The sequence below is a fragment of the Pseudomonas sp. Sample_16 genome (assembly GCF_004307665.1).
In the GTDB taxonomy this organism is placed as follows: domain Bacteria; phylum Pseudomonadota; class Gammaproteobacteria; order Pseudomonadales; family Pseudomonadaceae; genus Aquipseudomonas.
The window spans coordinates 1-14,694 of the sequence record NZ_RCOB01000024.1 but is presented as its reverse complement, the minus strand read 5'-3'; the positions used below and the strand labels follow the sequence as shown (position 1 = coordinate 14,694).

Annotated in this window: 13 protein-coding genes; 3 read left to right on the top strand and 10 right to left on the bottom strand. The window is 59.5% G+C overall.

Translation table 11 applies throughout. From position 1 onward, the window contains the following. The coding region (locus tag D8U69_RS03075; RefSeq protein ID WP_130906664.1) for an MFS transporter at positions 1 to 1,402 on the bottom strand (1,402 nt) is incomplete at its 3' end. Between the two features lie 154 nt (positions 1,403 to 1,556). Continuing rightward, positions 1,557 to 3,203, bottom strand: a complete 1,647-nt coding sequence (locus D8U69_RS03070) for a GMC family oxidoreductase N-terminal domain-containing protein (RefSeq protein WP_130906663.1) — start codon at positions 3,201 to 3,203, stop codon at positions 1,557 to 1,559. A 121-nt stretch (positions 3,204 to 3,324) separates the two neighbouring features. Here D8U69_RS03070 and D8U69_RS03065 point away from each other — a divergent pair, with 121 nt between their 5' ends. Further along, the gene (locus tag D8U69_RS03065) at positions 3,325 to 4,209 is read left to right on the top strand and encodes a LysR family transcriptional regulator (RefSeq protein WP_056853483.1); all 885 of its coding nucleotides are present in this window, start codon (positions 3,325 to 3,327) and stop codon (positions 4,207 to 4,209) included. Here D8U69_RS03065 and D8U69_RS03060 read toward each other — a convergent pair. Then, on the bottom strand, positions 4,206 to 5,303 hold the full coding sequence (locus D8U69_RS03060; RefSeq protein ID WP_130904740.1) for a DNA alkylation repair protein: 1,098 nt from the start codon (positions 5,301 to 5,303) through the stop codon (positions 4,206 to 4,208). The genes D8U69_RS03065 and D8U69_RS03060 overlap by 4 nt on opposite strands. Positions 5,304 to 5,375: 72 nt before the next feature. Continuing rightward, positions 5,376 to 7,184 carry a monovalent cation:proton antiporter-2 (CPA2) family protein gene (locus D8U69_RS03055; protein ID WP_130906662.1) on the bottom strand — a complete coding sequence of 603 codons (1,809 nt, stop codon included), beginning with the start codon at positions 7,182 to 7,184 and terminating at the stop codon, positions 5,376 to 5,378. Between the two features lie 159 nt (positions 7,185 to 7,343). On the opposite strand from D8U69_RS03055, the gene D8U69_RS03050 reads away from it, so the two are divergent. After that, complete coding sequence (locus tag D8U69_RS03050; RefSeq protein ID WP_056853486.1) at positions 7,344 to 8,258, top strand: LysR family transcriptional regulator; 915 nt, start codon at positions 7,344 to 7,346, stop codon at positions 8,256 to 8,258. Here D8U69_RS03050 and D8U69_RS03045 read toward each other — a convergent pair. Both D8U69_RS03045 and D8U69_RS03040 read right to left on the bottom strand, forming a co-directional pair. Further along, positions 8,248 to 9,024, bottom strand: coding sequence for a substrate-binding domain-containing protein (locus tag D8U69_RS03045; RefSeq protein ID WP_130906661.1), 777 nt, complete (start codon positions 9,022 to 9,024; stop codon positions 8,248 to 8,250). The two genes, D8U69_RS03050 and D8U69_RS03045, sit on opposite strands and share 11 nt — an antisense overlap. Positions 9,025 to 9,048: 24 nt before the next feature. Then, positions 9,049 to 10,341, bottom strand: coding sequence for an MFS transporter (locus D8U69_RS03040; protein WP_130906660.1), 1,293 nt, complete (start codon positions 10,339 to 10,341; stop codon positions 9,049 to 9,051). Positions 10,342 to 10,612: 271 nt separating this feature from the next. On the opposite strand from D8U69_RS03040, the gene D8U69_RS03035 reads away from it, so the two are divergent. After that, complete coding sequence (locus tag D8U69_RS03035) at positions 10,613 to 10,951, top strand: FKBP-type peptidyl-prolyl cis-trans isomerase (RefSeq protein WP_056853489.1); 339 nt, start codon at positions 10,613 to 10,615, stop codon at positions 10,949 to 10,951. 14 nt (positions 10,952 to 10,965) lie between these two features. On the opposite strand, the gene D8U69_RS03030 is transcribed toward D8U69_RS03035, so the two are convergent. The 4 genes from D8U69_RS03030 to D8U69_RS03015 all read right to left on the bottom strand — a co-directional run bounded on the left by D8U69_RS03030 (position 10,966) and on the right by D8U69_RS03015 (position 14,669). Continuing rightward, positions 10,966 to 11,289: a protealysin inhibitor emfourin gene (locus D8U69_RS03030; RefSeq protein ID WP_056853490.1), complete on the bottom strand. Its 324-nt coding sequence runs from the start codon at positions 11,287 to 11,289 to the stop codon at positions 10,966 to 10,968. Then, the gene (locus tag D8U69_RS03025) at positions 11,286 to 12,347 is read right to left on the bottom strand and encodes a M4 family metallopeptidase (protein WP_130906659.1); all 1,062 of its coding nucleotides are present in this window, start codon (positions 12,345 to 12,347) and stop codon (positions 11,286 to 11,288) included. Before D8U69_RS03025 ends, D8U69_RS03030 begins: the two co-directional genes overlap by 4 nt. 220 nt (positions 12,348 to 12,567) lie before the next feature. Then, positions 12,568 to 13,311: an SDR family oxidoreductase gene (locus D8U69_RS03020; protein WP_130904747.1), complete on the bottom strand. Its 744-nt coding sequence runs from the start codon at positions 13,309 to 13,311 to the stop codon at positions 12,568 to 12,570. Positions 13,312 to 13,649: 338 nt separating this feature from the next. Continuing rightward, on the bottom strand, positions 13,650 to 14,669 hold the full coding sequence (locus D8U69_RS03015; RefSeq protein WP_056853493.1) for a branched-chain amino acid aminotransferase: 1,020 nt from the start codon (positions 14,667 to 14,669) through the stop codon (positions 13,650 to 13,652). Positions 14,670 to 14,694 lie beyond the last annotated feature (25 nt).

The following is a 14,694-nucleotide window of genomic DNA, read 5'->3' as shown; positions in this document are numbered from 1 at the left end:
GTTCGACCATCAGTGCCGCCAGCGGGCCGTAGCACATGGCGGAGATGATGATCAGTGCCACGATCAATGCGACGATCATTGGCTTGTTGATTTGCTGCATGTCGGCCTGTTGCGGGTAACCGGCGAGGGTGACCGCGCCGCGCAATGCGGCTTCGTCGAAACCGTCGATCTTCACGTCGCCCACGCTGACTTGCACGCCGCTGCCGGCTGGAGCCGCCGCGCTGGCGTAGGGCAAGCCTTGCTTGACGAGGAAGGTCTTGACCTTGTCGCAGGGGCTATCAAATTTCGCCTTGCCGACCGGGTCGAACTGGAAGGTGCAGGTGGCCGGGTCAGCCAGCACGGTGATCGGTGCCTGGCGGCTGGCCAGGTCAATCGCCGGGTTGGCGTAGTGGGCCAGGGTCTTGAAGATCGGGAAGTACAACACGGTCGCCAGCAACAGGCCGAGCATCAGCACCGGTTTGCGTCCGACCTTGTCCGACAGCCAGCCGAAGAAGATGAAAAACGGCGCGCCGATGGTCACGCTGACGATCAGCAAGCCATTGGCCACGGCCGGGTCCATTTTCAGGAACTGGGTGAGGAAGAACAGCACGTAAAACTGTGCCGCATAGAAGGTCACGGCTTGGCCGGCGTTGATGCTGAACAGGGCGATCAGCACGACCTTGAGGTTTTCCCATTTGCCGAAAGAATCGCGGATCGGCGATTTGCACAGCTTGCCTTCTTCCTTCATTTTCACGAAGGCGGGGGATTCATGCAGGCTCAGGCGAATCCAGGTCGAGATGCCCAGCAGAATGATCGAAAACAGGAACGGAATGCGCCAGCCCCAGACTTCGAACTGATCACCGGTGAAGTAGCGGCAACCGAGTACCACCAGCAGCGACAGCAACAGGCCGAGGGTGGCGGTGGATTGAATCCAGCTGGTGTGGAAGCCGCGTTTGCCGATGGGCGCGTGTTCCGCCACATAGGTCGCGGCGCCACCGTATTCACCGCCCAGGGCCAGGCCCTGGAGCATGCGCAGCACCACGAGAATGATCGGCGCGGCAATGCCGATGCTGGCGTAGGTCGGCAGCAAGCCGACGCAGAAGGTCGCCACGCCCATGAGAACGATGGTGGCGAGGAAGGTGTATTTGCGTCCGATCATGTCCCCCAACCGGCCAAACACCAGGGCACCGAATGGCCTGACGATAAACCCGGCGGCAAAGGCCATCAGGGCAAAAATGAACGCCGTGGTGTCGTTGACTCCGGCGAAAAACTGTTTGCTGATGACCGCCGCGAGGGCGCCATAGAGGAAAAAGTCATACCACTCGAACACTGTTCCAAGTGACGAAGCGAAGATGACTTTCTGGGTTTCCTGGCTGGTGCCCTCGCTGCGCACGGCTTCCAGGGGCTGAACGTGTTCTGACATATCGGTATCCCTCACAGTGATTGTTTTTGTTGTTCCACTGATGTTGCGTATTCCTTGCAGGGGGTGATGCTCGATGTCCGTGAAACCAGTAACGTCCCTGTGGGAGTGGGCTTGCCCGCGATTGGGAAGGGTCAGTCAGCATGAATGTTGACTGTCATGCCGTCATCGCGGGCAAACCTGCTCCCACAGGGATGGTGTTTGCAGCATTTAAAATCATGTGTGCCGCTTTCTCCGCGATCATCAGCGTAGGCGAACAAGTGTTGCCGGAAGTGATGCGCGGCATGATCGACGCGTCGGCGATGCGCAGGCCGGGAATGCCATGCACGCGCAGATCGGCGTCGACCACCGCGTCTGCGTCGTTGCCCATCCGACAAGTGCCCACCGGATGGAAAATCGTGGTGCCGATGCGCGCGGCGGCTTCGTGCAGTTGTTCTTCGCTTTGCAGCTTGTCTCCCGGCAGATATTCGACCGGTTTGAACGCCTTCAGGGCCGGTGCGGCAACGATGCGCCGGGTCAGGCGAATCGCATCGGCGGCGACCCGCAAGTCTTCCGGATGGCTCAGGTAGTTGGGTTGTATCAGCGGTGATTCCTGCGAGTTGGCCGAACGGATCTCCACCCGGCCACGGCTCTGCGGACGCAAGTCACAGACCGACGCGGTAAACGCCGGGAACGTATGCAATGGCTCACCGAAGCGCTCCAGCGACAGTGGTTGCACGTGGTATTCAAGATTGGCCGAGGTCTGCTCCGGACCGGAGCGGGCAAACGCACCGAGCTGGCTCGGCGCCATCGACAGCGGGCCGCTGCGGTCGTACAGGTAACGCAGGCCCATGCCCATTTTGCCCCACAGGCTGCCAGCGATTTGATTGAGGGTGCGGGCGTTTTCCAGTTTGTAGATCAGCCGCAGTTGCAGATGGTCCTGCAGGTTGCCGCCGACGCCGGGCAGTTCATGGACGACGCCGATGCCCAAGCGTTGCAGCAGCGGGCGAGGGCCGATACCGGAACGTTGCAGAATGCTTGGCGAGCCCACGGAACCGGCGCAGAGGACGATTTCCCTGCGCGCCTTGAAAGTTTTCGGCTGATTTTGCCAGCGGGCGCTGACCGCTGACGCGCGGCCGTTTTCCAGCAATACGCGGTCAACTTCAACGCCGGTCAACACGGTCAGATTGGCGCGGTTGCGCACCGGTTTGAGGAATGCCTTCGCCGCGTTCCAGCGGATGCCGGCCTTCTGATTGACCTGGAAGTAACCGCAACCTTCGTTGTCGCCCTGGTTGAAGTCATCGATACTGGCGATGCCGCTTTGCTCGGCAGCGCCGCGAAACGCATCGAGAATCGGCCATGACAAACGCTGGCGTTCGACCCGCCAGTCGCCGCTGGCACCGTGAAATTCGGAGTCGCCGGCAAAATGGTTTTCGCTTTTCTTGAACAGCGGCAACACGTCCTGCCAGCGCCACCCGGGGTTGCCTTCGGCTGCCCAGCCATCGTAGTCCCCGGCCTGGCCACGCATGTAGATCATGCCGTTGATTGACGAGCAGCCGCCCAGCACTTTGCCCCGTGGGTAACTCAGGGCGCGCCCCTGCAGGCCAGGTTGAGCTTCGGTCTTGAAGCACCAGTCGGTGCGCGGGTTACCGATGCAGAACAGGTAACCCACGGGAATATGAATCCATGCATAGTTGTCGCGGCCACCGGCTTCGAGCAACAGAACCCGGTGTTGTGGGTTGGCCGATAGCCGATTGGCCAGCAAACACCCGGCGGGACCGGCCCCGACCACGATGTAATCGTATTCATCAAGGGAAGACTGCATCCCTGACCTCGTTTTGTTGTTCTTGTTGTCGGTCATCCTAGTTGTTAGCTTTCGTCAAAAGAATGTTAGTTTTTGCGCAGCTGCTGTGCGTTTTTAAACAGCGACGACCTAAGGATGGACGATGTTCGACTGGAATGACCTGCGGTTTTTTCTCGAATTGCAGCGCAGCGGGCGTTTGCTTACCGCTGCCCGCCGTTTGAACACCACGCACGCCACCGTGGCGCGGCACATCGAGGCCATCGAAAAGAGCCTCGGCACCGCGCTGTTCGTGCAGCATGCCCAGGGGTATGAACTGACCCCGTCCGGCGAAGCGCTGCTCAAGCATGCGGAAGCCATGGAGAATGTCGCGCTGTTGGCACAGGAGGAAATCACCCAGTCCACGGCACCGCTGGGCAAGATCCGCGTCGGGGTTACAGAAGGGCTGGGCATCATGTTTCTATCCAGTCGCATGAACGGTTTGTTCGAACGTTACCCGGGGCTGGAAGTGGAACTGGTCGCGGTGCCGCGGTTTGTCAGCATTCTCAATCGCGAGGCGGAAATCAGCATCCACCTCGAACGGCCATCGGCGGACATGCTGGTCACGCGCAAGCTCACGGACTATCGCCTGGCCCTCTACGCCAGTCAGGACTACCTCGATCGTTCGCCGCCGCTGGGCAATCGAGAGGATCTGGGGCGCCATGCGTGGATCGGCTACGTCGACGACTTGTTGTTCAGTCAGGAACTGATGTTCCTCAACAGCTTCTGCCGCAACCCGCAGGTGGTCTTTCACAGCACCAGCGTTATCGCCCAGCAACAGGCTGCGCGCGCGGGTCTGGGGATTGCCGTTTTACCATGCTATATGGCCAGCGCCGATCCCGGTCTGGTACCGCTGTTTCCCGATGAAAGCATTCTGCGCAGCTACTGGATCAGTACCCGGCGCGAGCTGCACAAATCGGTGCGGCTGCGGGTGATGTGGGATTACGTGGTGGAGTTGTGTGAGCGCGAGCAGGGGTTGTTGTTGGGTTAAGGAAGGATTTCAAACGCCGTACTGGCCAGTCGTTCGCCATTGACCATGATGTGCACCGCATGGCGACCGGCGTAATGCCTGCGGGTGGTCAGTTCTTTGATGTGCTGGCCGCGGCTCAGTTGCTCGGTGGCTTTGCCGGGCAACGTCAGGGCTTTGAGCTTGAACACCTTGGCCGAGGTGCTGCCGTTGGCTTTCACGTAGTCGATGGCATAGTCGATCACCAGTCGCTGGCTGTCCTCGACCCTGGATTTGACGGCAAAGGACAGGGTGATTTTCTCCCCCAGGCCAATCACTGGCGGGTTGACTCGCACATCGACGATCTCGACTTCAGGCTTGCCACCCGCGCCGATGATCGCCAGCGCTCGAGGGTTGCCCTGTTTGATCAGGCTGCGTAGCGCATGTTTGGCGATCCACGCGGTGTGTTTGTTGTCCAGCGACCAGCCTTCAATCAGCTCAAGCACCCAGTCGGGATGATCCTTGGTGATGTCGTTCAAGTGGTTGGCCACGGACTTGCGCACATACAGGCTGGTGTCGGCCTTGAGATTGTCGAGGATCTTCGCCGCCAGGCTCGGGTCGGCCTGGACTTGCTCCAGGCGAAACGACCACGGCAGTCGCGGACGGCAACCTTCACTGGCCAGCCTCCGGACATGCTCGTTGTCGTCCAGTGACCAGTCGTGCATCAGCTTCAGCGAGCGCTCGAGGTCCCTGCGCAGGAAGTGGCGAATGGCAAACTCCGAGGAACCGAATGCAGTGAAGTACTTGAGCGCGTCCATCGATACGTCGAAGCGGTCGGCACCATAAGCCGCCACGTACTGCGGCAGGCACATGCTGACGAAGCCACTGTTGAGACGCGGGGCGAGTGCGCGCAGGACTTCGAGCGATGCTTCATAACCCAGCGGCAACACCGCGTGCAGGCATTCGCTGACGCGTGCCATGCGTTGCATGACCGACAGGTCCGCCAGGCCGGTGCTGGCCAGTTTGAGGAATCTCTGCGCATCGAACTCCGGATAGACCGCCGTCATTTCGCTGGCGATATGCTGGAGGCGCTCGACGTTGAAGATTTCCTTGAGGGCGGGGGATTGATCGGCAGCCATTACGAGTTCCTTGGTCGTTGTGATTTATCCGGTACACCGCGTTTTCGTTCCGACGAGGCCAGTACTGCCACCTCAATTGTTCTTGGCTTGCTCTTCCAGCTGATCCGCCTCAAACAACCGCGCCAGTTCCGCCCGCGCTTCCTGTGCTGTCTGCTTGACCTTCACCGCATCGTCGTAAATCGAATGCTGGGTTTCGAGCACCTGTTCGTCGTGATGCTTGAAGCGCTTGATCCGTGCGTCGGCCTGGGCCTGGGTCAGGCCGAGTCCGATCAGGGTTTGCCGGCTCATTTCCAGGCTCGAATAAAAGGTTTCGCGCACCGCGTGGGCCCCCACGTCCATCAACCGATGTACATGTTGGCGGTTGCGTGCGCGGGCGATGATCTTGATGTGCGGGTAGAGCTTGCGCACCAGTTCGGCGGTCTTGATGTTGGTGTCCGGGTCATCGGTGGCGATCACGAAGAATTCGGCTTCGCCGACCTTGGCCGCACTGAGGATTTCCGGGCGCATCGGGTCGCCGTAGAACACCGGCACGCCGCCGAAGCTGCGCGACAGTTCAATGGTTTCCACGGAGGTGTCGAGGGCAACGAACTTGATGTTCTGTGCCCGCAGGATACGGGCGACGATCTGCCCCATGCGACCCATGCCGGCGATCACCACCCGGGGCTCATCAGTGTCGATTTCGCGGAATTTTTCCGGCACTGCCACAGGTTGCACCTTGGGGCTGACAAGACGCCCACAGATCAGCATCAACAAGGGCGTCAACGCCATGGACAGGGTAATCGCCAATACCAACAGGTCGTACAGGCGCGGGTCGAACAAGCCATGATCGCGACCAATCTTGAACACCACGAAGGCAAATTCACCGCCGGCGGCCAGGACAATGCCGAGTCGAATCGCGCTGACCTTGTTCAAAGCGCCGGCCAGTCGACCCAGGATGAACAGCAGCGGCAACTTGATGGCGATCAACAGCACAGTCAGCCCCAGCACGACGATGGGCTCGCGCAGCAGCAGACTGAGGTTCGCGCCCATGCCGACACTCATGAAAAACAGCCCCAGCAACAGGCCCTTGAACGGCTCGATCTGCGCTTCCAATTCGTGGCGGTACTCGGAGTCCGCCAGCAGCAGGCCGGCCAAAAAGGCGCCGAGGGCCATGGAAATGCCCGCCAGATCCATCAGCCATGCGGTGCCCATCACCACCAACAACGCGGTCGCGGTGGACACTTCCGGCAAACCGCTCTTGGCCACCACGCGAAACACTGGCCGCAACAGATAGCGTCCACCGATCACTACAATGGCGATGCTCACCAGCACGCGCAAACCCTGATTGACATCGTCGGCCGCAGTCACGTTTTCAGCGCTACCGGCCAGCAGCGGCACCATCGCGATCAGCGGGATCGCGGCGATGTCCTGAAACAGCAGAATCGCAAAGGCCAGACGCCCGTGAGGGCTGGTCAGTTCCTTGCGTTCGGCAAGGCTTTGCAGGCCAAACGCAGTGGACGACAACGCCAGACCCAGGCCCAGAACGATGGCGGTGTTCAACGGTTGTCCGAAAACATACAGCGCCAGCACGCCCAACACTGTTCCTGTCAGCAACACCTGCGCCAATCCGACCCCGAACACTGACTTGCGCATCACCCACAACCGTCTTGGCGACAACTCCAGGCCAATGATGAACAGCAGCAACACCACACCGAGCTCCGAGATGTGCGCAACGCTTTCCGTATCGCTGATCAGGCCCAGCCCCGAGGGGCCAATGATCACCCCGGCAAACAAATAACCGAGTACTGCACCCAATTGCAGGCGCTTGGCCAGGGGAACGGTAAGCACGGCCGCGAGCAGAAACACGACTGCGGCTTGCAACAGACTGCCTTCATGGGGCATGGCGAAAACTCCATTAACTCGGTACGGCGGGGGGACAAGGATAAAGGCTCGACCCGGTCGCGTCAGCATAGTGTTTCAACCGAGTTGTTACATTTTGCATTAATTGGTTACATTTATAGAATAATCGAATCAATCTGATCCCCGCGCCGAGTCCATTCCATGGCCATCAATTTCGACCTCAACGATCTGCAAGCTTTTCGCGCCGTGGTGGAGCAGGGCAGCTTTCGCAAGGCGGCCGATACCGTACGCATCTCCCAACCGGCCCTGAGCCGGCGTATTGAAAAACTCGAGGACGCCCTCGGGGTGAGGTTGTTCGAACGCACCACCCGCAAGGTTAGTCTGACCCAGGCCGGTCGCGGCTTCATGCCCAGCGTCGAGCGCCTGCTGGATGATCTGGACGTGGCACTGCTAGGCATCAGCGAAGTCGCATCGACCCGGCTGGGTCATGTCACTGTCGCTTGTGTGCCCTCGGCGGCGTACTACTTCATGCCCCGCGTCGTCGCGCACTATCACCGGCAATTTCCGCGGATCAAGGTCAAAGTACTGGATTCCAGTGCCCATGAAGTGCTGAGTGCGGTGGTCAACGGTGAAGCGGATTTTGGCCTGAGCTTCATGGGTACGCTGGAGGCCGAGGTGGATTTCGAGCCGTTGGTGCAGGAGGGCTACGTCGTGGCTTGTCGGCGTGATCATCCCTTGGCGAGCCGTACCAGCGTGACCTGGGACGAGTTCTATCAGCAGGACTACATCTCGCTGGACAAGAGCTCGGGCAACCGCTTTTTGCTGGATCAGGCGTTGACTGGTGTGGTGCCACAGCGGCCGAGCATCTGCGAAACCCGGCATGTGACGACGATGATCGGGCTGGTGGAGGCGGGGTTGGGTGTTGCCGCGGTGCCGCTGATGGCGATGCCGGGCGAAGATCACCCGATCCTGACGCGGGTGCCTCTGACCGATCCGCAAGTGATGCGCAGCGTCGGTTTGATCAAGCGCCGGGGTCGCACTCTGACCCCGGCAGCACTTGAACTGGAACGTTTGGTGGTGGCGATGAAAGTCCAGCTGCCGGCTATCAGCGGCTGACAGAATCCAGGCCGGTGGCTTTTACATCTGCTTGCGCCTGGGCCGATGCCATGTACTCAAGCAACGCCTTGGCCTGCGCGGGGTGTTGCGCGCCAACCGGAATACCCGCGGCGAAACGCGTGACCGACTGCACTGATTCCGGAATCTTCGCGACAAAACTCACCCCTGGTACCGGCAGCAGTTCGCTGACCTGCTGGAAACCCAACTGATAGTCGCCGGTGGCAACCACCGATCCCACAGGAATCTTCGGCACCATGGTCGACTTGGCTTTGAGCGAGTCTTCGATGCCCAGGCGTTTGTACAGTTGCTGCTCGATGTACACGCCACTGGCGCTGTCGGAATAGGCCACGGACTTGGCGTCCAACAAAGTTTTTTTCAGGTTGTCGACGGTGCTGATATCGGGCTTGGGTGCACCCTCGCGCACCACCAGACCGATCCGCGAATCCGCCAGTTCAACCCGGGACGACGGGTCGACCTTGCCTTGCTTGATCAGATCGTCAAGCGCGTAGCCGACCATGATCACCACGTCGGCTTGTTCACCGCGGGCCAGGCGATTAGGGATCGCTTCCGGGGCCTTGCCCATCGACGGACCGAGGGCAGTGTTGAGGGTGTTGCCGGTGGCTTCGGCGAACTTCGGGCCGAGGATCTTGTAGGCCGCGGTGAAGCCCCCGGAGGTCATCACGCGTAACTCTTCGGCCTGTGCCGCGGTGCTTAAGGCCAGGCTGACCAGCAAGCTCATGGCCGCAACGTTGAAAAGCTTTTTCATAGGGATTTCTCTAACAAGGCAGGTTTACGAAAGGGCTGGTTGCAGGCGACCGCTGGCGCGGCGATAGAGATAAAACGTCGCGCAGAGCGCACAGAGCGCGGCGAAGCTCATCCAGTAGCCAGGCGCCGCTTTGTCGCCGGTGTACTGAATCAGGAACGTCGACATCGCCGGGGTGAAGCCGCCAAACACGGCGGTTGCCAGGCTGTAAGCCAGAGAGAAACCCGCAACCCGTACTTCGACCGGCATGATTTCCGTCAGCGCCGGGATCATTGCGCCGTTGTACAAGCCATAAATGAACGACAGCCACAGCAGCACCAACAGCATGTTGATGAAGCTTGGCGCCTGCACCAGGTACGACAGGGCTGGATAGGTCGAGGCCAATGCCAGCAGGGCCATGGCAATCAATACGGGACGACGGCCGACGCGGTCGGAGAGTGCGCCGCCAACCGGTAGCCAGAAGAAATTCGACACGCCCACCAATAAAGTGACCAAGAGCGCATCAGATGTGCTCAGGTGCAGCACGGTTTTGCCAAAAGTCGGCGCGTACACGGTGATCAGGTAAAACGCTGTGGTGGTCAGGGCGACCATCATCATCCCGGCAAAGACAAGCACCCAGTTTTGCGCGAGCGTGCGGAACACCTCTGCCATGCTCGGACGTGATTTGCGGGTGGCGAACTCTTCGGTTTCTTCCAGGTTACGGCGCAGGAAGAAAATGAACGGGACGATCATGCAGCCGACGAAGAACGGAATCCGCCAGCCCCAGTCGGCAATCTCCGATGGCGCCAGCCATTGGTTCAGGCCATAGCCCAAGGCTGCGGCAACAATGATCGCCACTTGCTGACTGGCCGACTGCCAACTGGTGAAAAAGCCTTTGTTACCCGGTGTGGCGATCTCCGCGAGATACACCGAGACGCCGCCCATTTCCGCGCCGGCGGAGAACCCTTGCAGCAACCGGCCAATCAACACGAGCGCCGGGGCGAACAGGCCGATGGTTTCGTACCCGGGGACCAGCACAATCAGAATTGTGCCGCTGGCCATGATCGACAGGGTGACGATCAGCCCTTTGCGCCGGCCAACATCATCGATGTATGCACCCAGCACCACTGCGCCCAGAGGTCGCATCAGGAAACCGGCGCCGAACACGGCAAAGGTCATCATCAGCGAGGCGAACTCGCTGCTGGCCGGGAAGAACACGGCCGCGATCTGTGTGGCATAGAAGCCGAACAGGAAGAAGTCGAACTGTTCGAGGAAGTTACCCGAGGTAACCCGGAAAATGGCGCTGGCGCGAGAGCGTCCGCGCGGGATTGAGGCTGTCATCGATAAATACTCCACCGCTTTTATGACGTGCGCTGCCTGGACGCGGCGCACGGTTCTTATTGAGGCGAATGGTGGAGCAGGGCGATCGATATGTTAATTGCATAGTTGGCATGTATTGATGCGTGAAGCGGATCAATAAAAGCATCTGAATTCAGTGTGTTGTTCAGAAACACTCATCGGAACAAAGGAGGCCATGGTTGCCAATCGCGGACAAATCTGGGAAAACGGCGCCCAACAGGCCTAAGGGCGAAAGAGCATACGAGTGAATTCAATGAACGACGAACTTCAGGTAATCGATATTCAGGCCGGTGACGGTAAAGCGGCCGTCAAAGGCGCGTTGATCACCACCCAATACCGTGGCTGGCTGGAAGACGGCTCTGAGTTCGATTCTTCCTACAGCCGTGGCAAACCGTTCCAGTGCGTGATTGGCACTGGTCGTGTCATCAAGGGGTGGGATCAGGGAATCATGGGCATGCAGGTTGGCGGCAAGCGCAAGTTGCTGGTCCCGGCGCACCTGGCTTATGGCGAACGCACGATGGGCAAGATTCCGCCGCATTCGAACCTGATCTTCGAGATCGAGTTGCTGGAAGTGCTGACGCGGGAGGATTGAGTGGCGGGGGAGATCTACAGCAGCTGGCCTGTATCCCAAAGGTGCACCAGATCCCCCGGTGCCTGGTCTTCCGGCACTTTGAGCACCATGTGGTCTTCCTGTTCGCCCTGCCGGTAGCTCACCTCGACCTGGTAGAAACGCTGGTCGCTACGCCCGGATTCCGATGTGTCGAGGGGCAGGCAGCCTTCCAGTACCGAGCAGATACGAGTGCGCTGGCTGATGTCGCATTGCGCAAACTCGATCTCCCGAGGTCGGCTCAGGGCGTGAATCGGCGCAAAGCCGCCTTGGCGGGAAAGGCGGACCCGGGCGTCGTCGCCTAATGCAGGCAGGGTTTTCATTTGACCTCCGTGATGTCGATACCCGTTTGAGACCAGCCCTGGCGCACAGCGTCGACCTCCTGTGCACCGAAGCGCTGGCCGGCATGGTCGATGGTCAGTCGAGCGAAAGCATCGAAACTGGCGTCCGGACTCAGGCGTTTGTCGCACAGCGCGTCGTACCAGATTACTCCGGCTTTCTTCCAGGCGAACCCGCCGAGTGCCCTGGCCGCGAGATAAAACGCGCGATTGGGAATGCCCGAATTGATGTGCACGCCGCCATTGTCCTCTTGAGTGATGACAAATTTGCGCATGTGATCCGGTTGCGGGTCCTTGCCCAGCAATGGGTCGTCATAGGCTGTGCCTGGATGGGACATCGAGCGCAAGCCCCGGCCGTTGATTTTTGCCGTGAGCAAATCCGCGCCGATCAGCCAATCTGCCTGCTCGACGGTATGTCCGAGAACGTATTGCTTGGTAAGGATGCCAAAAACGTCCGACAGTGACTCGTTCAAGGCCCCGGACTGATTGGCATAGATCAGCCCGGCCGTGCTTTCAGTCACGCCATGGGCCAATTCATGAGCGACCACGTCCAGCGAGCGGGTGAAGCGCTGGAAAATTTCCCCATCGCCGTCACCGAAGACCATTTGAGCACCATTCCAGAAAGCGTTTTCGTATCCCTGGCCGTAATGCACGCTGCCGACCAGTGCGAATCCTTGGTTGTCGATCGAATCGCGACCGAGCACCTTCCAGAAAAAATCATAGCTGGCACCCAATGCATCGTAAGCTTCATCGACGGCTGCATCACCCGTGGCCGGCTGGCCTTCCAGGCGCACTGGCATTCCCGGCAGGAGCATTTTGTTTTGCGCGTCGTGCAGGCTGCGCTGGACCACGCCCGGTTTCCCGAGTTGCGGCAGAATTGCCCGCTCCGGCGGCCGCACAGGGGGACCGGGATTGTGCAGCAGGCTTTGCACATGATGCAGGGTGATCATTGCCGCCGTGCGTTGCGGCTCTGAACCGTGGGCGATGATACGGTTGAGAATGTAGGGCGGGATAAAACTGCGCGGTGTTTGTGAGTCGGTCATCAATGCATCCCTGGCGTGATAGATGTCGATACTGATGAGATCCAGACACCCCACGTTCGGTTCCGTGCCGGTTTTTGACGAGTGTGAAGTGCTTGGCAATCAGTACAAATGATCAGCACGCTCACCCTGTAGATTGAGAACGTGATGTCTGATGACGCTCGAAAAGTATCTCGAGCAGACATCACGTTTGTATCATTAGATATTGATATTTATGGATATTTTATTGAATGGTGTAACCGCTATCGACCACCCAGTCCTGACCGATGACGTTACGGGCGCCGTTGCCGAGCTGGAATAGAATCACGTCGGCAACAGCGCCTGGCTCGAGGAAACGGCCGTCGAGCAAGCGTTGATTGACCGTGCTGGCGACAGCGCTCAATTGCTCATCCTTCAAGCCCAGCGTTGACCAGATCGGTGTCGCAGTCGGGCCGGGGGACACCGTGTTGATGCGAATGCCGTGAGGCGCCAATTCGACCGCCAGCGTGCGGGCATGGTGAATCAGCGCGGCTTTTGAGGCGATGTAGGCGGCGAGGCCGGGAAAGGTCACTTGTGCCAGGAAAGTACCAATGAATACCACCGAGGAGGATGCCGCCAGTTGACTGCGCAAGCACGCCAGGGTGTTCAATGCCCCGGCACCGTTCACCGCCCATTGACGGTCGAACGCTGCCAGATCCAGGCCATCGGCCAGCTCCGCAATGCCGGCGTTCGGCACCAGATAGCTCACCGGCCCCAGGGTTGCCGCCTGCTTTGCCAGCCGCGCCAGGTCGGCGGGTTGGGTCACGTCACCCGCCACCCATGACAGCTGCGTCGGGAAACGTTCAGCCCATTCACCGAGGCCGCCAATCTGACGCGACATTGCCAGCACACGGGCACCCTGAGCCAACAGACGTTCGGTGACAGCCAGGCCGATTCCGGAACTGGCACCGGTGACGACAGCCAGATGATCCTTAAAAGCAGTGTTCATAAAGGCGTTCCTTTTTGGTCAATGAGCTTTCGCAGTTCACGTTCCAAAAAGCAGGCCAATGTGCCGGGCCTTGATTCTCGGGGTTTTGAGGGGTGTTGTAGTTATTTTGACTTTATCGGCTTGGTGTCTTTTAGACTGCGTGATGGTCGATATGACTGCATGGATCCATGAAGGAGCAAACGTGCTGGCGATAGCGGCGTGTCAGTCATTGGGGATGTTGAATTTCAGGTCGCCATCGCGAGCAGGCTCGCTCCTACAGGTATCTGTCGGGCAGGCAAAAAAAATCGCCGCCTCCGAGTACCGAAGGCGGCGATTTTTCATGGCGGGTAGAGGTCAGGTCAAACCTTGACGATCCAGCCCGCTGGCGCTTCGATGTCGCCGGTCTGCACGCCAGTCAGCTCTTTGTAGAGCTTCTGGGTGATCGGGCCGACTTCGGTTTCGCTGTGGAACACGTGCAAGTGGTCGTTGTAGCTGATGCCGCCGATTGGCGTAATTACCGCAGCGGTGCCGCAGGCGCCGGCTTCCTTGAAGTCCGACAGTTTGTCGATCAGCACGTCGCCTTCAACCACTTCCAGGCCCAGACGGGTCTTGGCCAGCTCGATCAGCGACAGGCGAGTGATGCCCGGCAGTACTGACGGCGAGTTCGGGGTCACGAACTTGTTGTCATGGGTGATACCGAAGAAGTTGGCCGAACCGACTTCTTCGATCTTGGTGTGGGTCATCGGGTCCAGGTAAATGGCGTCGGCGAAGTTGGCTTTCTTGGCCTTGGAACCCGGCATCAGGCTGGCGGCGTAGTTGCCACCGACTTTGGCTGCGCCGGTGCCTTGTGGTGCGGCACGGTCGTAGCTGGAAATCTGGAAGTTGTGCGGGGTCAGGCCACCCTTGAAGTAGGCGCCGACGGGAATGCAGAAGATCGAGAAGATGAACTCGGGGGCGGTGCGCACGCCGATGTTGTCACCCACGCCGATCACGAACGGGCGCAGGTACAGCGCACCGCCGGTGCCGTAAGGCGGGATGAAGCGCTCGTTGGCGCGAACCACTGCCTTGCAGGCTTCGATGAACTGTTCGGTTTCTACCTGAGGCATCAGCAGACGCGCACAGCTGCGCTGCATGCGCAGGGCGTTCTGGTCCGGGCGGAACAGGTTGATCGAGCCGTCCTTGCAACGATAGGCCTTCATGCCTTCGAAGCATTGCTGGCCATAGTGAAGGGCCGTGGAGCCTTCGCTGATGTGCAGCACGTTGTCTTCGGTCAGGGTGCCTTTGTCCCACTCGCCATTGCGAAAATACGACAGATAGCGCTTGTCGGTCTTGATGTAGTCAAAACCCAGCTTGTCCCAATTGATGCTTTCGTTACCCATGACACCCTCTATCACTGAACAACCG